At 41.7% G+C, this 20027-nt stretch carries 23 protein-coding genes, 1 tRNA gene, 1 rRNA gene and 2 pseudogenes; 18 read left to right on the top strand and 9 right to left on the bottom strand.

Features of this window, described 5'->3' with window-relative positions; all coding sequences use genetic code 11:
- Window positions 1-168: 168 nt before the first annotated feature.
- Window positions 169-411, top strand: a complete 243-nt coding sequence (locus ID165_RS25475; RefSeq protein WP_192348191.1) for a DUF6364 family protein — start codon at window positions 169-171, stop codon at window positions 409-411.
- Window positions 408-821, top strand: a complete 414-nt coding sequence (locus ID165_RS25470) for a PIN domain-containing protein (protein ID WP_192348190.1) — start codon at window positions 408-410, stop codon at window positions 819-821. Before ID165_RS25475 ends, ID165_RS25470 begins: the two co-directional genes overlap by 4 nt.
- A gap of 250 nt (window positions 822-1071) precedes the next feature.
- Here the strand turns inward: ID165_RS25470 and ID165_RS25465 are convergent, their stop codons facing one another.
- On the bottom strand, window positions 1072-2322 hold the full coding sequence (locus ID165_RS25465) for an NAD(P)/FAD-dependent oxidoreductase (RefSeq protein ID WP_192348189.1): 1251 nt from the start codon (window positions 2320-2322) through the stop codon (window positions 1072-1074).
- 47 nt (window positions 2323-2369) lie between these two features.
- Window positions 2370-2963 (bottom strand): hypothetical protein, encoded by a 594-nt coding sequence (locus tag ID165_RS25460; RefSeq protein WP_192348188.1) that lies wholly within the window; start codon window positions 2961-2963, stop codon window positions 2370-2372.
- A gap of 74 nt (window positions 2964-3037) precedes the next feature.
- Between ID165_RS25460 and ID165_RS25455 the strand changes: the two genes are divergently transcribed.
- From ID165_RS25455 to lepB, 9 genes are all read left to right on the top strand, one after another.
- On the top strand, window positions 3038-4690 hold the full coding sequence (locus ID165_RS25455; protein ID WP_192348187.1) for a C45 family peptidase: 1653 nt from the start codon (window positions 3038-3040) through the stop codon (window positions 4688-4690).
- Window positions 4687-5052 (top strand): holo-ACP synthase, encoded by a 366-nt coding sequence (gene acpS / locus ID165_RS25450; protein ID WP_192348186.1) that lies wholly within the window; start codon window positions 4687-4689, stop codon window positions 5050-5052. Before ID165_RS25455 ends, acpS begins: the two co-directional genes overlap by 4 nt.
- 4 nt (window positions 5053-5056) lie before the next feature.
- Window positions 5057-6337, top strand: a complete 1281-nt coding sequence (locus ID165_RS25445) for a phenylacetate--CoA ligase family protein (RefSeq protein ID WP_192348185.1) — start codon at window positions 5057-5059, stop codon at window positions 6335-6337.
- A complete protein-coding gene (locus ID165_RS25440; protein ID WP_192348184.1) occupies window positions 6330-7853 on the top strand; it encodes an NAD(P)/FAD-dependent oxidoreductase in 1524 nt (507 codons plus the stop codon). The genes ID165_RS25445 and ID165_RS25440 overlap by 8 nt, the downstream gene beginning before the upstream one ends.
- A 383-nt stretch (window positions 7854-8236) precedes the next feature.
- On the top strand, window positions 8237-9019 hold the full coding sequence (locus ID165_RS25435) for a ParA family protein (RefSeq protein WP_192348183.1): 783 nt from the start codon (window positions 8237-8239) through the stop codon (window positions 9017-9019).
- A 2-nt stretch (window positions 9020-9021) separates the two neighbouring features.
- Window positions 9022-9933: a ParB/RepB/Spo0J family partition protein gene (locus ID165_RS25430; protein WP_192348182.1), complete on the top strand. Its 912-nt coding sequence runs from the start codon at window positions 9022-9024 to the stop codon at window positions 9931-9933.
- Window positions 9934-9968: 35 nt separating this feature from the next.
- Window positions 9969-10529: a DUF5683 domain-containing protein gene (locus tag ID165_RS25425; RefSeq protein WP_225586895.1), complete on the top strand. Its 561-nt coding sequence runs from the start codon at window positions 9969-9971 to the stop codon at window positions 10527-10529.
- 129 nt (window positions 10530-10658) lie between these two features.
- Window positions 10659-11381, top strand: coding sequence for a 4-hydroxy-tetrahydrodipicolinate reductase (dapB, locus tag ID165_RS25420; RefSeq protein WP_192348181.1), 723 nt, complete (start codon window positions 10659-10661; stop codon window positions 11379-11381).
- Window positions 11382-11396: 15 nt separating this feature from the next.
- Window positions 11397-12470 carry a signal peptidase I gene (gene lepB, locus ID165_RS25415; protein ID WP_192348180.1) on the top strand — a complete coding sequence of 358 codons (1074 nt, stop codon included), beginning with the start codon at window positions 11397-11399 and terminating at the stop codon, window positions 12468-12470.
- Window positions 12471-12819: 349 nt separating this feature from the next.
- Here lepB and ung read toward each other — a convergent pair whose 3' ends face one another.
- Window positions 12820-13482, bottom strand: coding sequence for a uracil-DNA glycosylase (gene ung / locus ID165_RS25410; RefSeq protein ID WP_192348179.1), 663 nt, complete (start codon window positions 13480-13482; stop codon window positions 12820-12822).
- Window positions 13483-13542: 60 nt separating this feature from the next.
- Here ung and apaG point away from each other — a divergent pair, with 60 nt between their 5' ends.
- Both apaG and ID165_RS25400 read left to right on the top strand, forming a co-directional pair.
- The gene (apaG, locus tag ID165_RS25405) at window positions 13543-13929 is read left to right on the top strand and encodes a Co2+/Mg2+ efflux protein ApaG (RefSeq protein WP_192348178.1); all 387 of its coding nucleotides are present in this window, start codon (window positions 13543-13545) and stop codon (window positions 13927-13929) included.
- On the top strand, window positions 13907-14710 hold the full coding sequence (locus ID165_RS25400) for an O-methyltransferase (RefSeq protein WP_225586894.1): 804 nt from the start codon (window positions 13907-13909) through the stop codon (window positions 14708-14710). The genes apaG and ID165_RS25400 overlap by 23 nt, the downstream gene beginning before the upstream one ends.
- Here the strand turns inward: ID165_RS25400 and ID165_RS25395 are convergent.
- Window positions 14699-15289 (bottom strand): methyltransferase domain-containing protein, encoded by a 591-nt coding sequence (locus ID165_RS25395; protein WP_192348177.1) that lies wholly within the window; start codon window positions 15287-15289, stop codon window positions 14699-14701. The genes ID165_RS25400 and ID165_RS25395 overlap by 12 nt on opposite strands.
- 17 nt (window positions 15290-15306) lie before the next feature.
- Between ID165_RS25395 and ID165_RS25390 the strand changes: the two genes are divergently transcribed.
- The 4 genes from ID165_RS25390 (at window position 15307) to rplI (ending at window position 17465) form a co-directional block, all read left to right on the top strand.
- Entirely contained in the window at window positions 15307-16236 is a 930-nt protein-coding gene (locus tag ID165_RS25390) for a hypothetical protein (protein ID WP_192348176.1), read from the top strand.
- A 126-nt stretch (window positions 16237-16362) separates the two neighbouring features.
- Complete coding sequence (rpsF, locus tag ID165_RS25385; protein ID WP_192348175.1) at window positions 16363-16734, top strand: 30S ribosomal protein S6; 372 nt, start codon at window positions 16363-16365, stop codon at window positions 16732-16734.
- On the top strand, window positions 16731-16982 hold the full coding sequence (gene rpsR, locus ID165_RS25380) for a 30S ribosomal protein S18 (RefSeq protein ID WP_057937597.1): 252 nt from the start codon (window positions 16731-16733) through the stop codon (window positions 16980-16982). The genes rpsF and rpsR overlap by 4 nt, the downstream gene beginning before the upstream one ends.
- Before the next feature lie 39 nt (window positions 16983-17021).
- A complete protein-coding gene (rplI, locus tag ID165_RS25375) occupies window positions 17022-17465 on the top strand; it encodes a 50S ribosomal protein L9 (RefSeq protein WP_192348174.1) in 444 nt (147 codons plus the stop codon).
- 57 nt (window positions 17466-17522) lie between these two features.
- On the opposite strand, the gene ID165_RS25370 is transcribed toward rplI, so the two are convergent.
- Complete coding sequence (locus ID165_RS25370; RefSeq protein ID WP_192348173.1) at window positions 17523-17768, bottom strand: hypothetical protein; 246 nt, start codon at window positions 17766-17768, stop codon at window positions 17523-17525.
- 442 nt (window positions 17769-18210) lie between these two features.
- Here ID165_RS25370 and ID165_RS25365 point away from each other — a divergent pair.
- Window positions 18211-18283: transfer RNA gene (locus tag ID165_RS25365), tRNA-Gln, on the top strand.
- Window positions 18284-18411: 128 nt separating this feature from the next.
- Here ID165_RS25365 and ID165_RS25360 read toward each other — a convergent pair.
- The 4 genes and pseudogenes from ID165_RS25360 to rrf form a co-directional block, all read right to left on the bottom strand.
- Window positions 18412-18891 (bottom strand): annotated as a pseudogene (locus tag ID165_RS25360) (transposase).
- An 89-nt stretch (window positions 18892-18980) separates the two neighbouring features.
- Window positions 18981-19043: pseudogene (locus ID165_RS26965) on the bottom strand (hypothetical protein); the annotation flags it as partial.
- Between the two features lie 348 nt (window positions 19044-19391).
- Window positions 19392-19763, bottom strand: a complete 372-nt coding sequence (locus ID165_RS25355) for a transposase (protein WP_192348172.1) — start codon at window positions 19761-19763, stop codon at window positions 19392-19394.
- Window positions 19764-19889: 126 nt separating this feature from the next.
- Window positions 19890-20001: ribosomal RNA gene (rrf, locus tag ID165_RS25350) — 5S ribosomal RNA — on the bottom strand.
- Between the last annotated feature and the right edge of the window lie 26 nt (window positions 20002-20027).

Below are 20027 nucleotides of genomic sequence, written 5' to 3'. Positions count from 1 at the left end.
ATCGTGTAAAGTATGAGTTTGGTTCCCGTCTGGTTTTGTGCATTTTCGGGTGGTGGTGAATTTGTGGCCAATAGGTTGCAGGGAACATAAAGCTCTAAATCCTGCTATTGGGAGAGTCGTTTTGAAACCATAAACCAAATACGTACGTTTGAAAAAAAAACACGTACAATGAATACTAAACTCACATTAACAGTTGACAAGGCTATTATTGACAGGGCTAAATCGTATGCAAAAAATACAGGAAGAAGTTTATCCCAACTAATTGAAAACTATCTTATTACGCTTACACAAGAAAGTTCCCCAAATCAGTTGTCTCCTAAATTGAAAAAAATAGTTGGCGCCGTGAAGCTTCCAAAGGACTTTGATGAGAAAAAGGAATTAAGAGCTTTTTTAGAATCCAAGCACCTATGAGTAAAGCTTTTTTAGATACAAATATAATTGTTGATCTCGTTGCTGACAGAAAACCTTTTAGTAAATATGCCATTGAAATTTTTCAAAAAGCTGAAGAAGGTGAACTAGAAATTTTCACTTCATCCCACTCGATAGCAACGACTCATTACTTACTAAAGAAATATTTAGAAGAAAAAGAGTTACGTGAAGTATTGTCTAATCTACTTGACTATATAAAAGTAATTGCTGTGGATTTAGCTATAATAAAGAAAGGACTTCGCTCAAACCACAAAGATTTTGAAGATTCTATTCAAATCTTCTGCGCATCTTCAATCGAGAATATTGACTATATTATTACTAGAAATATAAAGGATTTTAAAGAAAGCGAAATCAGAGTTATGACGCCAGACGAATTATTATTAAACATATAGTTTTTTTTTGTCCGTGTAACAATCTGTTGCAACAATTACGCAGTTAGCAGCTAACCGCAAGTCAGTTAAGGATTTAAGATCATTCCTAAACTGCCGCTGCGCTTATAAACAGCCAGTTTCATGTGTTTATAATTGTTTTTCAATGGCCACATGGAATGCCTACATAATCATTCCTCTGTGTGAGAAACCTTTCTCATGGGCATTTCATGTGATTATAACCAGCAGGCAGGCTCGATTTCAGGTAATCATACTATTCTTTATAATCCTCTGCTACATTCACCGCTTTATTTTCAATATTGATCACTTTCGCCAGTGTTGAAAGTATGGTGCGGTGCTTTTTCACAAATGGATTAGCATTATCCCAAACATGCCCGGCTAATACTGAGCAGATCTTTTTTTTGATTTCGGGATTGATCTTAGGATTGAAAAAAATGGTTTGCAGCTCACCGTTATACCAGCCATTGACATAGGACCGAAAAACCTCAATACCGTACTTCATTTCATCCTCATAGGCTGTTTGCCAATCCACAGATTCGCCATTCAATTCCTTTTCGACCAATTTTGCTGCAAGCAGTCCGGAAACTGTAGCCAAGGTAACTCCAGATGAAAATACCGGATCCAGAAACTCCGTCGAGTTCCCACACAGCACGTAGCCTTCCCCATACATCTGCTTCACTCCTACCGAATAGCCTAAAATCATGGTAGGCTCACGCCGATACTCAGCTTCGGCAAATCTCCCGTTTAACAGTTCAAAATTCCTCACAAAGTTTAAGTATGCTTTGTAATCATCAGCCGCAAAGGCCTTGGTCTCTTCTGTCTCGGAAACCAACCCGACACTTGCCGTCCCATCTGAAAAGGGAATCACCCAAATCCAGGAATTTTTATCGTCAAAAGGATAGATTAAAATATCATCCCCTTCTCTTCCTGTTCTTTTTTGATCTACAAAGTGTGCAAAGACAGCACCTCTCGGTTTCTGGACCGAGGGTTTTTCCAAGTCCAACAACTTGGGCAGCACACGTCCATATCCGCTTGCATCGACAATAAAGGATGCCTCAATAGTCTTTTTCTCACCGCTCTGCTCGTAAGTTACCGTACGATGTTCTCCATTGATCTCCACCGCGGTCACTGTGCTATCAAAGAGAAACTGAACTCCATTGACTTTGGCAGCATCAACCAGGTCTTGATCAAAATGTATGCGTTGGATATTCCAGGTCCAATCCCAGGATTTCGAGAATTGCTGACTGAATAAAAATGAACACGTTTGATTTTCTCTATTGTAATAAGAAGCTCCCATCTTCTTTTGGTAGCCCTTTTCAAGCAAAGGCGGCAACAAGCCCGCTTCCTCCAATGACTCCATGCACTTTGGCAAGAGGCTTTCTCCAATCACAAACCTTGGAAACCCCTCTTTCTCCAGCACTATCACTTCGAAGCCCTGCTTTACCAGATAACTGGAAGCCACAGCTCCGGCGGGACCAGCTCCGATCACTACTATTTTATTCATACCAAACCTTTGCCCGCTTCCTCGCTTAATTTCAAATAGACTACTTCTTACTTACCTTTTTTAACTGCCTTCTCCTTGCTTCCCAGTAGTTCATATATAGTTCGGGCCCAGTAGTTCCTCAAACCGAATCCTCTCGGCTTTTCCACAAAATACTCTGCTGAAATGATCTCAGATGTTTGGGCATCGATTAGAACCAACCAATGCGAACCCCTATTCGCTTTTTTATTATAACACTCTGCCACCAGAAGCGCAGCTGTGCCTTGGATCCCGGACAAATCATATGATCTCGCAACAGTCTCCGCTTCTTCCAGGGTGATCTTGTGATCCTCCTCCTGAACCATCGCTTCAGTATCAAGCCCCTCATTTTTTTCATAAGTGTAAGACAAATCTATGGTCACATCAGAGGTACCCAATGCCTTTTTTATATCATACTTATCGGGTTCAGTGATAACAAAATCATTCCATGCCAGCAAAAATCTCGGCAAATCACCCGGATCAGTAAACCCCTCCGCACCTACAAATTTGGCCTGAGTGTAATCAATTCCTATCCAAGTGACAGGCCCATCGATTTCAGTAATCTGATTTTCCACACTTGAGAAAAATGCCAGAAATGGAAGAATAAGGGAGCAAAATAAATTCATAACTTTGACGATTATTAATGTGAATATTCCTTCTCTTTTATTCAAAAGAATCAAGGGACTAAATTAGACTAGAATTGCGGAAGAAAAAACTCATCATTTCCGGAGTCATTTCTCTGTTGATCATCATCCCTTTAATTTTTATTAAAATTACGGTTTATCCCGCTCCGGAGTTACCCGAAATTCAGATTCAAAATCCACAACGGGAAACAATAAATAGCACTACCTTTCGCTACAAAAACAACTGGCTACGAAAAAATAAGTCAGGTAACTGGGAAAGCTACGTCGAAGGAACAGCCTATGAGCGTGGTATTGCACTGGGACTTCTTCACAAGGAACTTATCCAAAGTCAGGAAACAGCCTTCGTGGGAGAAATAGAGAAACTTCTTCCCTCAAGAATCCTGCGTACTGTAATGCAGTTGGGTCTTGGCTGGTTTAATCGTAATCTGAATAAAGATATCCCAGAAGAATATCTCCAGGAAATCTACGGAGTCTCACAAAGCTTCTCTGATGAGTATTCCTACGTGGGACCAAAATTCAACCGGGTGCTGAACTATCATGCCGCTCATGACATCGGGCACATGGTTCAAAATATGAATCTGGTAGCTTGTACCGCTGTATCACAATGGGATTTTGAGTCCGGGGAATCTGAGATGGTTTTGGGAAGGAATTTTGATTTCTACTTCGGAGATGAATTTGCCAAGGACAAAATTGTCCTCTTCGTCAATCCAAGTGAAGGCTATGACTTCGTCTCCGTGACTTGGGGAGGCTTTAGCGGAGTAGTATCCGGTATGAATGAAAAAGGTCTGACCGTCACGCTCAATGCCCTGCCTTCGGAGATTCCCACCAAAAGCTCCACCCCTGTCTCTATTATCGCCAGGGATGTGATCCAATATGCCTCTACCATTGAAGAAGCCTATGCGATCATCTCCAAGTATGATGTATTCGTATCCGAATCATTCACCATAGCTTCTGCTCTGGATCAGACCACCGCTGTAATCGAAAAAACCCCTGAGAAGACGGCAATCCATTATCCCGAAGGCAATCAGCTCATCGTGGCAAATCACTTCCAAAGTGATGAGTATAAAAACTCTCCGCTCAATTTAGACCATATCCGGGATTCCGAATCCATGCCCCGGCATGACCGTATGAGAGAACTCACTGCTGACGACACCGCTATTTCTGTAGAGAATACACTTCGATACATTCGCGATCAAAAAGGTTCCAATGGCAAGGAGCTGGGAATAGGAAATCCCATGGCAATCAACCAATTATTGGCACATCATGCAGTGATTTTTGAACCTGCAAAAGGAATTGCATACATCTCTGCCGCACCTTTTCAAGAAAATGTGTTCAATGCTTACGATGTCAGGGCTATTAAAGCGATGGAAAACCTCGACCCGATTCATTCTCCTGAAATAGACTCATTGAGATTGGGGCAGGATCCGTTCTATACTAGCCGCGAATTTTCAAATTATGAGAAATACAAAATTTTAAAGGAGAATTTTAAGAAAGACCCGACTAAGAGTGTTTCAGAGAAAGGATTTATAGAAAAGTGGATTGCTACAAACCCGGAATACTACGAACCTTATTTATTGCTGGCAGATTACTATTTTGGCCAAAAGGATTTTGAGTTGGCAAAGACTTACTATGAGCAAGCCCGAAGTAAAGCAATCCCCTATCTTGGAATCAGCACACACATCTCAGAAAACCTAGCTAAAATCAAATGAGAGGCATAGGAATTGATATTGTGGAGGTGATGAGAATGGCACAGAAATGCCAAAAACCTTCATTTGTACGGCTGGTCTTCACTGCTGAAGAAGAAACGTATTGCCTAGCTCAAGGAAATTCTGATGAGTGCTTTGCTGCGAGATTTGCAGCAAAGGAGGCTTACATGAAAGCGGTAGGATTGGGCTGGACAAGTGATGCCCAATTCCACGAAATCGAGATCTACAAACTTGAATCCGGACAGCCTAAACTACGATTGTACGGAAATACGAAACAGACTTTTGAAAAAGAAGGCTTTTCGGATATACTTTTAACACTCAGTCACACTTCACAAACTGCCGTGGCAGTAGTAATTGTAGTTTGAAATTATGAATATCACGCCGGACAATCCCATCGACTATCTGCCTGCTGATGGAATAGAAGCCAGACAGATAGAATTGCTGAAAAAACATCTGAGCTACGCCCTCAACCACTCTCCGTTTTATAGGGACAAATTTTCAGAGCAGGACATCGCTGCTATTTCCAAACTTTCGGATTTATCCAAATTTACCAAGACATCAAAGAAAGACCTTGCTGAATTCAATGCTGAATTTTTGAGTATTCCTCCGCAAGAGGTAGTGGAATATGTCACCACCTCAGGAACCACCGGAAAACCCGTAAGCATCGCACTCAGCAAAAATGACTTGGGGAGATTAGCCTACAATGAAGCCCGATCCCTGGAAATTGCCGATTTTACAGCTGATGACATCGTCCAAATCACCACTACGTTGGACAAATGCTTCATGGCGGGAATGGCCTATTATCTTGGCTTGACAAAAATCGGTGCCGCTGTACTTCGGGCAGGGCAAGGTACGCCAGAGTTTCACTGGGAAATGATCAGACAAGTCAATCCCACTGCGTTAATAGCTGTTCCTTCATTTCTCCAAAAATTAGGTTCACATTCCGGTGCTGTTTCCAATCGGATCACCAAGGCACTTTGCATAGGCGAGCCGCTGAGAAATGCTGATTTCAGCGATAATCAACTCTCAAAAAACATTAAGCAGCATCGGGACATTGACCTGAGATCAACCTACGCCTCTACAGAAATGGCCACTGCATTCACAGAATGTCAAGAAAAGCAAGGTGGACATCTACTTCCCGAGCTTATCATTTTGGAGATTTTGGATGAAAATGGAAATGAAGTCGCAGATGGTGAGCTAGGGGAAGTCACGGTAACTCCATTGGGTATTGAAGGAATGCCATTGGTGAGATTTCAAACTGGTGACCTTGCCAGAAAACATAGTAACACATGCGCCTGCGGCAGAAACACAGTGCGTCTTGGCCCTATAGAAGGCAGATTGGCACAGATGATCAAGTTGAAAGGCACAACTATTTATCCAAATCAAATCGAAGAAATCCTTCATAACTACCCTTCAGCAAGTCCTTACCTGATCGAAATTGACCGGGATTACAATGGTTTAGATGAAGTGAGTCTTGTACTGCCAGAGACTTTTACCGAGGAAGAATCCCACTATCTTCTTATTGGATTGCAGGCAAAACTTCGAGTGAAGCCGACTATAAAGAAATCATCCGTTCCCGCTATCCAACAGTTACTTTTCCGGGAAAATAGCAGAAAGCCAAAAAAGATAATTGATCACAGAAATGCCTAGATTTAAAGAAGAATATGACATTGTCATCATAGGATCAGGACTTGGAGGTTTGCTCTGTGGATATGTGCTGGCAGAGGAAGGAAGATCCGTATGTATTCTTGAGAAAAACGCACAGATAGGCGGGAATCTGCAGACGTTCAAGCGGGACAAAGTTAAATTCGATTCGGGAGTACACTACATTGGCGGTTTGGATAAAGGTCAGGCACTTTATCCTTTCTTCAGATACTTCAACCTTTTGGACAATGTGGAAAAAGAACTTCTGGATAAGGATGCTTACGATGTGATTTCTTTTGAAGATGATGACGTGCACTATCCCCATGCACAGGGGTATGAAAATTTTGTGCAGCAACTGCTCAAACACTTCCCCAAAGAGGAAGAAGGATTACGGAAATACTGTGAGGAAATTCGGCGCATTTGCGAAAAATTCGAATGGTATAACCTAAATAAGGACTATTCGGAAACTGATGAAATGAGTACGTTCAGCCTGGGTGCCAAGGAAGTTATAGCCTCATGCACAGGTAATCAAAAACTTCAGCAAATCCTCGCAGGATCAAACTTGCTCTATGCCGGAGAGGGAGAATCATCCCCTTTTTACATCCATGCGCTGATTATTGATTCATATATAGGCAGTGCTTACAAACTGAAGCACAGCGATCAGATCTCGAAGCAGCTTCGCAAAGACATTAAGAAAATGGGGGGAGACATTTTCATTGACTCTGAGGTAACCAAAATCCACAATACCCCTAAGCGTATTGATTATGTGGAGCTGGCTGGTGGGCAAAAAGTCAGTGGAAAACAATTCATATCCAATATCCATCCCACCCAGACTTTCAAGCTACTGAATACTGAAGGGCTTCGGAAAGTAAATGTCAACCGTATGATGCAACTGGAGAACACCACGTCCTCCTTTATCCTCTACATCAAATTAAAGCCCGATACGTTCGAGTTCTCAAATTCCAACCGCTATCATTTCATAGAAGGAGATGTATGGAGTGCACACAAATACGAGCCCGACAATTGGCTGAAAGCCCTGGCAATTTTCAATTCCAGACCAAGCACTAATACAGACTATGCGCATACACTTACCGCTATGGCATACATGAAGTATGACGATGTGAAAAAATGGGAGAATAGCTTCAACACCACACTTAGCGAAAGTGAAAGAGCTGAGGAATACGTGCAATTCAAAAAAGAAAAAGCAGAGGAAATAATAGAGGCCCTTTGTAAGATTTATCCAGGCTTTGACAAATGCATAGAGAGCTGGTATACAGCTACGCCACTCACCCAAAGGGATTACATTGGGACTATTGAAGGCGGGTTATATGGCATCAAAAAGGATTTCAATGCCCCTGTAAAATCTTTTATCAGTGCCAACACCAAATTGGAAAATCTATTTCTAACAGGCCAAAATGTAATTCTTCACGGGGTGCTGGGGGTTACTATCAGCGCAATGGTCACCTGCCAGTTTATTCTGGGCAAAAAACACCTGCTGGATAAGTTCAAAGGGTTTGCCTGATTCACATTAACTCCTGGTTAAATAATAATGAATGCTATTCACGTCTCCTCCTGTCTCTTTGAAACTAGGATAGCTTAGGGGGCCTTTCAATTCAATAGCCATGGGTATACAAACCGTAATATACGCCCAGATCATACGTTAGGCTTAACTAGCATTAACAATTAATCCTTAAAGGGAAAACACCCTTTCAATAGACTTACGGTATAATCAGCAAACAAACCAATCCCTTGATCTTCAAAAATTTGACGCTCATTATCATTCTAAGCTTCAGCCAAATCCCAACTTATGCTTCATTTCGAAAAAGCTAAAAAAAGCGGAGAGATCAGCCGGAAAAGAATTCATTTTGCTTAATATTGAGATTAAATTACTCTTCAATCAACACCATGGGAAAAATCATTGCCATAGCCAATCAAAAAGGCGGAGTAGGCAAAACTACCACTGCGATGAACCTTGCAGCTAGTTTAGCTGTCCTGGAATTTAAGACCCTGGTGATTGACGCTGATCCGCAGGCAAATACCACCTCCGGGCTGGGTCATGATCCCAAATCCATCAACACCAGTATTTATGAATGTATGGTAGATGGAATTGACGTCAAAGAGATCATTCACAAAACAGAAATCGAGCATCTGGAATTGGTGCCATCCCACATTGACCTCGTTGGTGCTGAGGTGGAAATGATCAATCTGGATAACAGGGAAGAGAAGATGAAAGAGGTCATTCATGACCTTAAAGAGCTGTACGATTTCATCATCATCGACTGCTCTCCTTCCTTGGGATTAATTACTATAAATGCCCTTACAGCGGCAAACTCCGTGATTATTCCAGTTCAATGCGAATATTTTGCACTGGAAGGACTCGGAAAATTATTGAATACGATAAAAATCATCCAGACTAGGCTAAACCCTGACCTGGAAATAGAAGGCATCTTGCTGACCATGTATGATGTCAGACTTCGTCTTTCCAACCAAGTGGTGGAAGAAGTGAAACTTCATTTCAAAAACATGGTTTTCGAAACTATTATTCCCCGCAATGTAAGGCTAAGCGAGGCACCTAGTTTTGGTTTGCCGGCGATTTCCTTCGATGCTGACGGAAAAGGGGCAGTCGCCTATTTGAACTTGGCAGGGGAAATAATACAGAAAAATGACTTGCAAAAAGTGACCAAATAACCATGTCAGACCAAAAACCGAATCGTAAAAAAAGTGTCTTGGGTAGAGGACTTGGAGCCTTACTGGAGGATAGTCCCGCCAAGCACAAATCTGAGGAAATTTTGCCTGAGGTAGTTAAAACCGGCATTTTCGAAATTCCTCTTGATCAAATCCAAGTCAATCCTTTTCAACCCCGGGTTCACTTTGATAAAGATGCGCTGGCAGAGCTGGCAGAGTCCATCAAGGTTCAAGGGATCATTCAGCCCATTACAGTTAGAAAACTTGATACCGATGAATATCAACTAATCTCAGGAGAACGTAGATTTCAGGCTTCAAAAATCGCAGGGTTAGGTCAAATCCCGGCATATGTACGTACTGCCAACGACCAGCAAATGCTGGAGATGGCGCTAATCGAAAATATTCAGCGTGAAAATCTAAATGCACTGGAAATAGCTCAATCTTATCAGCGACTACTGGCAGAATGTGACTTGAAGCAGGAAGAATTAGGAGAACGTGTCGGAAAAAACAGAACCACAGTAAACAATTATTTACGTCTACTCAAGCTCCCTCCTTCCATCCAAGGAGCGATCCGCGATCAGCAACTTTCTATGGGACATGCACGCGCATTAATCAACGTAGAGGATGTAGATGTGCAGCTCGCCATTTTCAAAAAAGCAGTAGAGGAAGAACTCAGTGTGCGAAAAGTGGAAGCAATGGTAAAGGCCTTGAGTGAAGGTAAACCAGAAAAACCCGCATCTCCGGAACTGGATCCCGTCAGAAAATATGAGATCAATAAACTCCAGCAGCAACTAGCTTCTCATTTTGGGACCAAAGTCGCACTAAAATCCAATCCAAAAAACAAAGGTGAAATAAAAATCCCCTTTAATTCTGCTTCCGATTTAAATCGGATTCTGGAAATACTAGAAATCATTTAACCTTGAATCCCCCGGTTTCCCATAGCATACTTCATATGAAAGCCCCACTCATTTTAGTGGGACTTTTGCTTTTCTGTTTTAGCCTGAGCACTGCATTGTTTGCTCAGGAAGCAGGAGAGCCTGAGACCTCAAACCCGGAACCTGATTATACCTTACTTCCAAAGAACCCAAAAAAAGCCACCATACTTTCAGCTATTTTACCCGGAGCAGGGCAAGTTTATAACGGCAAGGCTTGGAAAGTCCCGCTAATTTACGGAGGCCTTATTACGGATATTTATTTCATAGATTTTAATAATCGTCGCTATCAAGTCTTCAAACAGGCTCTCTCTGATTTTGATGCGGAACTACCAAATGATTTCCCCAGCTTAAACCGTGATGGATTAGTTCGGAATGTAAACTATTGGCGAAGAAACCGTGATCTTTGCTATCTGGTTTTAGCAGGAATCTATGCATTGAACCTGATCGATGCGAATGTAGATGCTCATCTATCAGGATTTGATGTCTCTGATGATATCGCATTAAAATTTGAACCTCATTTCGAAAGCTTCTCATCTAGCAATAGATCGGTTGGGCTTTCTGTGAAAATCAACTTTTAAACATGAAATCGAGCATAACGAAGCTGGTAAAACAGTGGAATGATTATCTATCTTGCAGCCTGCCGCAGGCAGGGATTCCCTGTCCCATGGCAGGCGGGCATGTGTCTATACAAAACAAATTATTATCACATGAATATATTACTTCTAGGCTATGGAAAAATGGGCCAATTGATAGGTCAATTGGCAGAATCCCGTGGACATAGCATCGCAGGCAAAATCACTATAAACAACCGCGATGAGTTGAATTCAATGGATTCTGCTACTATTGATGTGGCAATAGAATTCAGCCAACCTGAAGCAGCTGTAGAAAATATCAAATGGGCAATTGAACGGGGAATTCCAATTATCTCAGGCACCACTGGATGGCTTGATCAAAAACCGGAAATCGAACAACTCACCCTTGCCAATGATGGAGTGTTTTTCTATGCCTCAAATTACAGCATAGGCGTCAATATCTTTTTCAAAGTCAATGAGTTTCTAGCTAAGCTTATGAACGAAACGGTCGGTTACACAAGCGCTATAGAAGAGATACATCATACAACCAAACTAGACGCCCCTTCAGGAACAGCTATCACTTTGGCCGAAGGCATTATCAAAAATATAACGGAACTGAACGCTTGGGAGCTGTCCGAAGGGACGAACGGAAATGAACATTCGCTTCCAATTACTTCCAAACGCATAGATCCTGCTCCCGGTACACATATTATCCGCTATTCATCTGAAATCGACGATATTGAAATCACTCACACTGCACATAGCAGACAAGGCTTTGCTCTTGGCGCAATTTTGGTGGCTGAGTGGATTCAAGGAAAGAAAGGAGTGCTTTCTATGGATGATTTTCTATCTTTCTGAACTTAAAAACCAATCATGAGTAAGTCAACAAAAAAAAAATCAGCCGCCAGAGAATGGAGTGATGCATTGATTTTTGCCGTAGTGGCAGCCAGTTTGATCCGATGGCTACTATTGGAGCCATTCACAATCCCCACAGCTTCGATGGAAAAATCACTTTTGGTGGGAGATTTTCTTTTCGTAAGTAAAATGCATTATGGAACAAGGTTTCCGATGACGCCACTGCAAGTGCCTCTTACTCATCAGAAAATATGGGGGACCGAACTCCCTTCTTATTCAGATGCTATTAAGATACCTTACTATAGACTCCCGGGGTTCTCTGATGTGAAAAGAAATGATGTAGTCGTATTCAATTACCCTGTAGAATTTCAATATCCTACCGATCTTAAAACCAACTATATCAAGCGGGCAATCGGGATCGCTGGAGATGTAATCGAAGTAAGAGAGGGAAATGCTTTCGTAAATAACGAACCTTCCCCAAAACCTGATGAAATGCAATTTTCATATGATGTGATCACTAACAGACCTCTTACAGAAGATTTCTTCAAACAGTACGACATCAATCCTGAAAGTCATTTGACTTTCAGTGATGGATCGGGCTATTTGGTCTTTGCCACGGAAGAGGTGATCAATAGATTAAAATCATCCCCTGTGGTGACGTCAGTGACTAAAAGGCTCCAGAAAAGCGGTGGAGAATCAGGTGTTTTTCCTGACGGATTGACTTTAGGCTGGAATCGCGACAATTATGGCCCTCTTAAAATCCCTGCCAAAGGCTGGACAATCGAGATGACCAATGAAAATGTGATGAAATACAGTTTCACTATCGAGAAATATGAAGGTCTGGAGAATGTAGAAGTAAAAGAAGGACAACTTTTTATCGATGGTCAAAAAGTAGACAGCTATACATTCAAACAGAATTATTACTTCATGATGGGGGACAATCGTCACGATTCGCTGGATTCCCGCTATTGGGGCTTCGTTCCCGAAGACCATATCGTAGGCAAAGCTTGGTTCTTGTGGCTTTCGCTGGACAAGCATGAATCAATGTTCAGCAAGATTCGTTGGAGTAGAATATTTAGCGGAATAAATTAATCTTTAAGGGACTGTCCCATAATCAGCTTTTCTCATCAGACTGGGCGAAGTCGAATTCTTTTATGTGCTAATTAAGCCCATTTCGACTTCCCGCCACAGCAAGGCAAGCTGCTCAATGTGACAATCATGAGTTATGAGACAGTCTCTTTTTTTAAATGTTTTAACTTAAGTGTAGACACACAGATTTTCACAGACGCCACAGATTATAGATCATTTTCAGGCAGGTCTTCCTATCTTGGGGAAAGTCCAAGTTTATCAGAATGGGCGTCCGCCTACCGGTGGGCAGGAAGTTGAAGTCTTATTTACCAAATACACTTTTGCTGCAGTCGGCGCGTCTTGACTCGCTGATTCACCAGTTAATTGGCCCTATACCATTAGCAATCAAATAGTCATTTGCTTTTGAAAAGTGCCTGCAGCCAAAAAACCCGCGGTATGATGAGAGCGGGCTTGGATGCGGTGCTTTCAACACCAAGTGCTTCTCAGAATCAATGAGTAAGGATTTTCTCTGGGCATACGCTCCCCAAAGCAAGAATACCACATGCGATCTGCTTTCACTGATTGCCCGAATCACCGCATCGGTAAACTCCTCCCATCCCTTATTCTGATGAGACCCTGCCTGATGAGCCCGCACGGTGAGTGTAGCATTCAATAAAAACACACCCTGGTCTGCCCAGCGTGTCAGATCTCCATTTGCGGGCAAAGGCTTACCTAGATCCGATTCTATTTCCTTAAAAATATTCAGTAGGCTTGGCGGAAAAGGCACTTCTGGCCTAACAGAAAAAGCCAATCCATGTGCTTGTCCCGGACCATGGTAGGGGTCTTGCCCAAGAATCACCACCTTTACAGAGTCAATAGGGCAATGATTGAACGCATTAAAGATTTCCTTTCCCGGTGGGTAAACTTTTGTCGTCGCATACTCGTCTTTCACAAAGGAAACCAAGTCATTAAAGAACTTTTGTTCAAACAAATGCATTAATGTATTTCTCCAGCTTGGCTCTATTTTCACATCCATGGACATATTGCTAATCAAACTATAACTTATATATTTACAGACTTTTAAATTACTTAAATTATGGCAATTGCGATTACGTCCGGAATTCAAGTAAGTGTTGAAGTCACCTACCAATCAGAATTCTCCAGTCCTCATCAGCACCATTTTGTTTTCACATACAAGGTAACTATTGAAAACAAAAGCAGCCAAACCGTGCAGCTATTGCGCAGAAGATGGGAAATTTCTGATGCAGCAGAAGTCAAGAAAATAGTTGAAGGGGACGGCGTAGTGGGGCAACAACCTATTCTGGAACCCGGCGAGACACATAGCTACGTGTCAGGTTGCAACCTAAAGTCGGGCATGGGAAAGATGACTGGAATTTACTTTATGGAAAAACTCTTTGACGGAAGTAAATTCGAAGTAGTAATACCCGAATTTCAAATGATTGCAAATTACTTTCATAATTGATTTGCTAAACAAATCTTTTCCGCTACTCTCCTACCTAGCTTACTGGCTGAATAAAGAAGACAAATATTCCCTTCAGTCTCCCTTGTTATTCAGTACCTATCAAGATCTTTTCGACTACATTGAGGCAAATAAAAGTATAGATCTTGACATCGAAGTATATAGAAAGCATTTGCTTTCGTCGGATGAAGTCATTGAAGTAGATGATTACGGCGCAGGATCCAAAATTGTCAACACTGCGAAGCGACACGTGGCTGACATTACCAAGTTCAGCACCAGTAGTCGGAAGTATGCACAACTTTATCAGTTTTTCTGCTCGCTGACTCCTGCTCATATCGTCGTCGAGTTGGGAACTTGCATGGGTATCGGTAGTAGGTATCTATCTAGGACTACTCAGGGAAGCCTATACACTTTCGAAGGTTCCACTGAGATTGCCAGAGTTGCCAAGCCAAGTCAGGGATTCGAAAATCTCAATTTAATTGTTGGAGAACTTAACCACACGCTGCCTTCCACGCTTTGCACCTTGGAAAAAATCGATTTTGCCCTGGTAGATGCTACACATACTTACGAAGGTACTTTAACTTATTTCGAACAAATACTTCAAAAAACCCATACGAAATCCATTATTGCTATAGGAGATATTCATTGGTCAAGGGAAATGGAAAAAGTATGGAAAGAAATAAAATCCAATCCCCTAGTCAAACTTAGTTTAGACTTTTATGAATGCGGTATTGTGTTGTTGGATTACCCCGGAGAAAAAAGCGACTATGTGCTAGACTTTTGAATTCTCCATCATCATAAACACCTCCGACCCAGATCGCTCTGCAATCGAATTATAACATGATTCACAGGTTTTGATTTCAAAATACTTTTCAAATAGCAATACATACTCTTCCACCCTTCCTCCAAAAGGCGGGCCGTCAAAGTCAAATTCCCCGTCAAACCATACGCCCACTATTTTACCCCCGGGCTTTAGCAGTTCTTTCATTTTCACTGCATAATCCTCTCTAAGAGCCGGATCCAGTGCGCAAAAGAAGGTCTGCTCCAAAATCAAATCATAGGACCCACAATGATCAAAGAAATTCTGATGATGAATCTGCTCAACAGGAAAACTCGCATCTCGAACTTTAAAGCGCAATAAAGGTTCTTCGGAAAAATCCAGAACATGCAGGTTGCAGAACCCAGACTGCCAAGCATATACTGCTTCATAGCCAGATCCAGCACCGGGAATGAGAGCTTGAATCTCTTTATTTTCAATTTGGTCTAAATATTGCACAAGTGGAGGGGATGCAAAGCCTATATCCCAGCCGATTCTGCTTGAATTGTATCTTTCCGTCCAATAATTTCTATCTAAAAAAGCCATTTTAACGCCTTACCTGAATGAATACTGAATTTGAAAATAATACCCCCGAAAAGAAAGACCAAGGCAAAAACATTATCATTATCGTTTTGGTGCTCTTAGTGATAATTAGCGGCATCAAGCTTTACACCGATTATGTAGACCGAACTAAAAAATCCGAAGAAATTCTTCTGCTTTCGACAGAAAACAATGATCTGAACAAACGTTTGGATTCAGTCACCTATCAATTGGATTTGAGGATTCAGGAAATCGAAAAACTCGGCGGAGATGTGAAGGCACTCGAAGAAGTGCGTGACCAGCTAATTTCTGAGCGAAATACTTCCAGGCAAAGAAGTTCAACGGAAATAATAGCGTTGAATGAAAAAATAAAGAGCTACAATTCGATGATGGTAGAAAAAGATCAAGAAATCCTTGAGCTGCGGGCAATGAATCAACAGCTTTTTACAGAAAATCAGGATTTAAAAACTACTCAGGCAGAAATAGAAGAAGAAGTAGCTCAGCTAAATATCCAAAAAGAAGATCTACAAGCCAAAGTCACGGTAGCTTCTATGCTGAAGGCTGAAAACATTGAAATAGCCGCTGTAAATTCCAGAGGGAAAGAACGGGTAGAAACCACCAAAGATTTTAAAAATCGACATATTGAAAGAATCAAAGTAAGCTTCAATCTTGCCGACAACAAAGTAGCCGAAAAAGGCCCCAGAAACGTCTATGTTCAAGTTTTAGCACCAAATTCACAGCCTATTTTCGATGTTGCAAAAGGCTCTGGCACGTTTATGATGGACGGAGCAGAACAATTCTACACTGTCAAACAGGATGTAATTTTTGATAACACCGAGCAGATGTTGACATTCTTCTATGAGAAAGGTTCCGATTATGTATCGGGCACGCATGAAGTTAAAATTTACGTGGATAATTACGAAATCGGAGCAAAATCCTTTACAGTAAAATAACTAAAGCCTTCTTTGGGAGTTTTTTTAAACAGGTCTAGGCTTTTGGTTTAGCTATTTGTTTGGAATTCAGCAGGATTTCCTTACTTTTGCATCCTGTTTATTAAATTCCTTAAACACATTAAAAAAATGTTCCAAAGAAATTACGAGACGGTATTCATTTTAACTCCCGTTTTATCTGATGTTCAGATGAAGGATACTGTCGACAAGTTTGTGAACTTGTTAAAAGAACTGGGGGCAGACGTTATTAATGTGGAAAATTGGGGTCTTAAGAAAATGGCATACACCATTGAGAAAAAGACTACAGGATTCTACGTTATGGTTGAATTCAAGGCCGATCCTACGCTTATCCGCAAATTCGAAGTAGAATTTAGAAGAGATGAGAAAGTGATGAGATTCTTGACTACTGTTTTGGACAAGCATTCTATTGCTTACGCCGAAAGAAGAAGAAAAGGAGAGTTTAACAAAAAAGTTGAAGCTAAGGAGGAAGCCACCAAATGACACTAGTAAACGAGCCAATCAATAGAGGCGAAATCAGAAAAAAGTATTGCCGATTCAAAAAGCACGGCATCAAGTACATTGACTACAAGGATCCTAATTTCTTGTTGAAATTTGTCAATGAGCAAGGTAAAATCCTTCCTAGAAGACTTACCGGAAACTCTGCCAAATTTCAGAGAAAAGTGGCCCAGGCCATCAAAAAAGCAAGACATTTGGCGTTGTTGCCATTCGTAACCGATGGGTTGAAATAATTCGGTCTTGTATCGTCCAATCACAAAAGATCATTACAAATGGAAATCATACTAAAAACAGACATCAAAGGTCTTGGCTATAAGAATGACTTGGTAGATGTAAAACCAGGGTACGGAAGAAACTACCTGATCCCTCAGGGTTTCGCAGTACTAGCCACTGGTTCTAACAAGAAAATTCTTGCTGAGAATATCAAGCAGGCTGCTCACAAAGCAGAAAAGATTAAAACTGAAGCTGAGAACATCGCTGCAAAACTTGAGGCTCTTACATTGGAGATCAAAGCGAAAATAGGTGAATCAGGTAAAATCTTCGGTAAAGTAACTACTCTTCAGATTTCTGATGCACTTGCAACTCAGGGTATAGACATCGACAGAAAGAAAATTTCTATCAATGGACCGGTAGATGGTGCAGGTGAATTTACAGCTGAAGTTGATCTTCACAGAGAAGTGAAAACTAACGTTAAATTCAACGTATCTGGAGAATAATACTCTACCCTGACGAGCATAAAAAAAGCCCCAAAATTCGGGGCTTTTTTTTTATGCTTAATTCAAAGCCTTTTCTAGGCTCTCCACTAATTTCTTGGAAACTGCCTTGCTGTTATTTCGCTTAGCCTCTTTTAATAGAGCTAATGCCTCTTGCCCTTTCTCTACTACGCCCGCAGGATTATTGTCATACTTGAAGCTTCCCCAGCACCAGTCAAGTTCCGCCGCCAGTAATTCTCCTGATTCCAACTTTGCTAACTTCTGTACCACTTCAGGTACTATTTTCTCTAATTTTTCAACTTTCATGGCTATATCTATTTAGTAGTCTTTTCAGTATTTCAACAAAAATGATTAAAGATTTCTTATAATACAACATAACCGCCACAGTGTTAACAATATCACAATTTAGAAACATCGCCACTCATTTCTTATAATAAAAATTTCGCCACAAATTTAATCGTCATTTGCTACACTAGAACATGCTATTAGGAGAATATCAAAGTAAACACTGAATACCTCTGCCCCTGCCTCGCAGTATTTAGTAGTTTTAGAAACACTGGCACTGGTAGGAATAGACTTGTCGATTATATTGATATCCTGCCATTAGTTTTAGATCAATATTTTCTTCTGACTTAAAGGTGTTTAGGTAGAAATCATAAAAATGTTTCATAACTCATTTGGAAAAAAAGAAGCAAGACTCTACCTTTGTGACACTTTAAAGGAGAGGAATTATATCTCTCAATAGAACTGGCTCATGGTGTAACTGGCAACACGTCTGATTTTGGTTCAGAAGAGTCCAGGTTCGAGCCCTGGTGAGCCAACAAAACCTTCTAATTTTCAAGTTAGAAGGTTTTTTTTGTTTTAGGCAAACAAATAAATTTCGGGGATTTTAGGATCAGGGATCAGTCTGAATATCGGATCAGTCTGAATATCTGGGGAGCTGATTATTCTAAGCATAGATATTTGATAACCTGAATAGGAAGAACTCGATGTTGGACACTCCTCTCAACTGAGCCCTGAATGCCTTGATTTTTGCATTGAATGATTCTGCTGATGCATTTGTACTCCTGTTTTCAAAGAAGTTAAGAATGGAAGTGTAGTGATTCTGTATGGTTCTGGACACCGTGTTGAGTGATTTCAAGCCTGCTTCTTCCACTTCATTGTACCAACGTCCCAGCTTGGTGAAGGCGATGCCTTTTAGCTTGCTTGTCTGTTAGATCCTTGCCAGAGACTTGGATAATCTGTAGGCTTTTTCCAGATCAGGGTAGCGCTGGAAGAGAATCTCGGCGCGGTGTGCCCGGGATACCGTCCATTTATCTTCTCCTTTGAAAAGCAGGTATCTGCTTCCGGCCAACAGTTGTTTCTCGGTATCGCCATTTTCGAGCTTGTGTGGGATAAATGCCTTTTTACACTCCCTGCCCAGCTCCATTTCTTTGTTTTCCTGTTCGATGGCCTCCCGATGGCCTCCCATCTGTGGGCGATTCTCATTTCCTGAACCGCGTCATAGACCGGTTTCTGGACATGAAAGCGGTCAGTGACCAATTGGGCTTTGGGAAAACTACGGCGCACGATCTTTTCCATGCCGGCGGCCATGTCCAGCGTCACTTCCTCTACCTTCTTCCTTTTGTTCTCGGGAGTTGCCTGAGAACAGCATTTACGGTTTCACTGTCTGTCCCTTTTATCAGGGCCACCAGAGCACCCTTCTTTCCTTTGGCTGCTTTATTGGTCAGGATGGGATGGTATACAGCTCTCCTTGGGAAAGGGCTGTCTCATCAATACTGAGATGTGTTCCCAGGTTTTCAGGAAAGAGAATCCAGTCTTTGGCATGTGGGCGTTGCGGCCAGTCCAGGAAGTTTCTCAGATTGAAAACGTATTGATGCTCTAGGTTTTTTCCGTTTACATGAAAGTTCTCCGCCAGACTTTTACAGCTTACCGGCGATGAATCAAACCGTTCCTTTTTAAAAAAAGCGCGAATTCCCCTGTCATCCGCGTGCCGTTTGCTACCAAGCTCCAATCCCTGCTTACATTCTTCCCTGTCTCTTCATTGAGCCACTTCCTTCTTTTTACGTTAAGAAAACAGGCTTTCCCACGTAGCGGAAAGTCCTGGACGCACACGTCTTCATAAAAACCCTTTGAGGTCAGTTTTGATCCCTGAAGATGCTCGGGATGAATGTTGAGCTCCTCCAGATAAATGTGGTAGGCATTGTCTTTAAGTACTGCTGAAGTAACCTTGAAAAATTCAAGCAGGCCTTGAGGCAAAATCAAGCTGAGGTAGTCCTTTTCTTCCAATTCTTCTTCCATCAAAGAAAATCGATTCAGGCAAATCCTCCAACTTTTAGGACTGATCCGACTTTGTGTGTATCTGCCCCGCCGGTTTCCAAAAGGGAGCAACGCAAAAAAGCCAGCATAGTGCTGGCTTTTGAATAAATAAGGCGGCGGCCTACTCTCCCGGGTGTAACCCCAGTACCATCGGCGCTGCAGGGCTTAACTTCTCTGTTCGGGATGGGAAGAGGTGGGACCCCTGCGCCAGGCCGCCTAAATCTTTGTGGCTATACATCACATAAT

Source organism: Algoriphagus sp. Y33 (assembly GCF_014838715.1).
In the GTDB taxonomy this organism is placed as follows: domain Bacteria; phylum Bacteroidota; class Bacteroidia; order Cytophagales; family Cyclobacteriaceae; genus Algoriphagus.
Note: the sequence above shows the minus strand (reverse complement) of the source record. Positions and strands in the feature narration are given on the sequence as shown.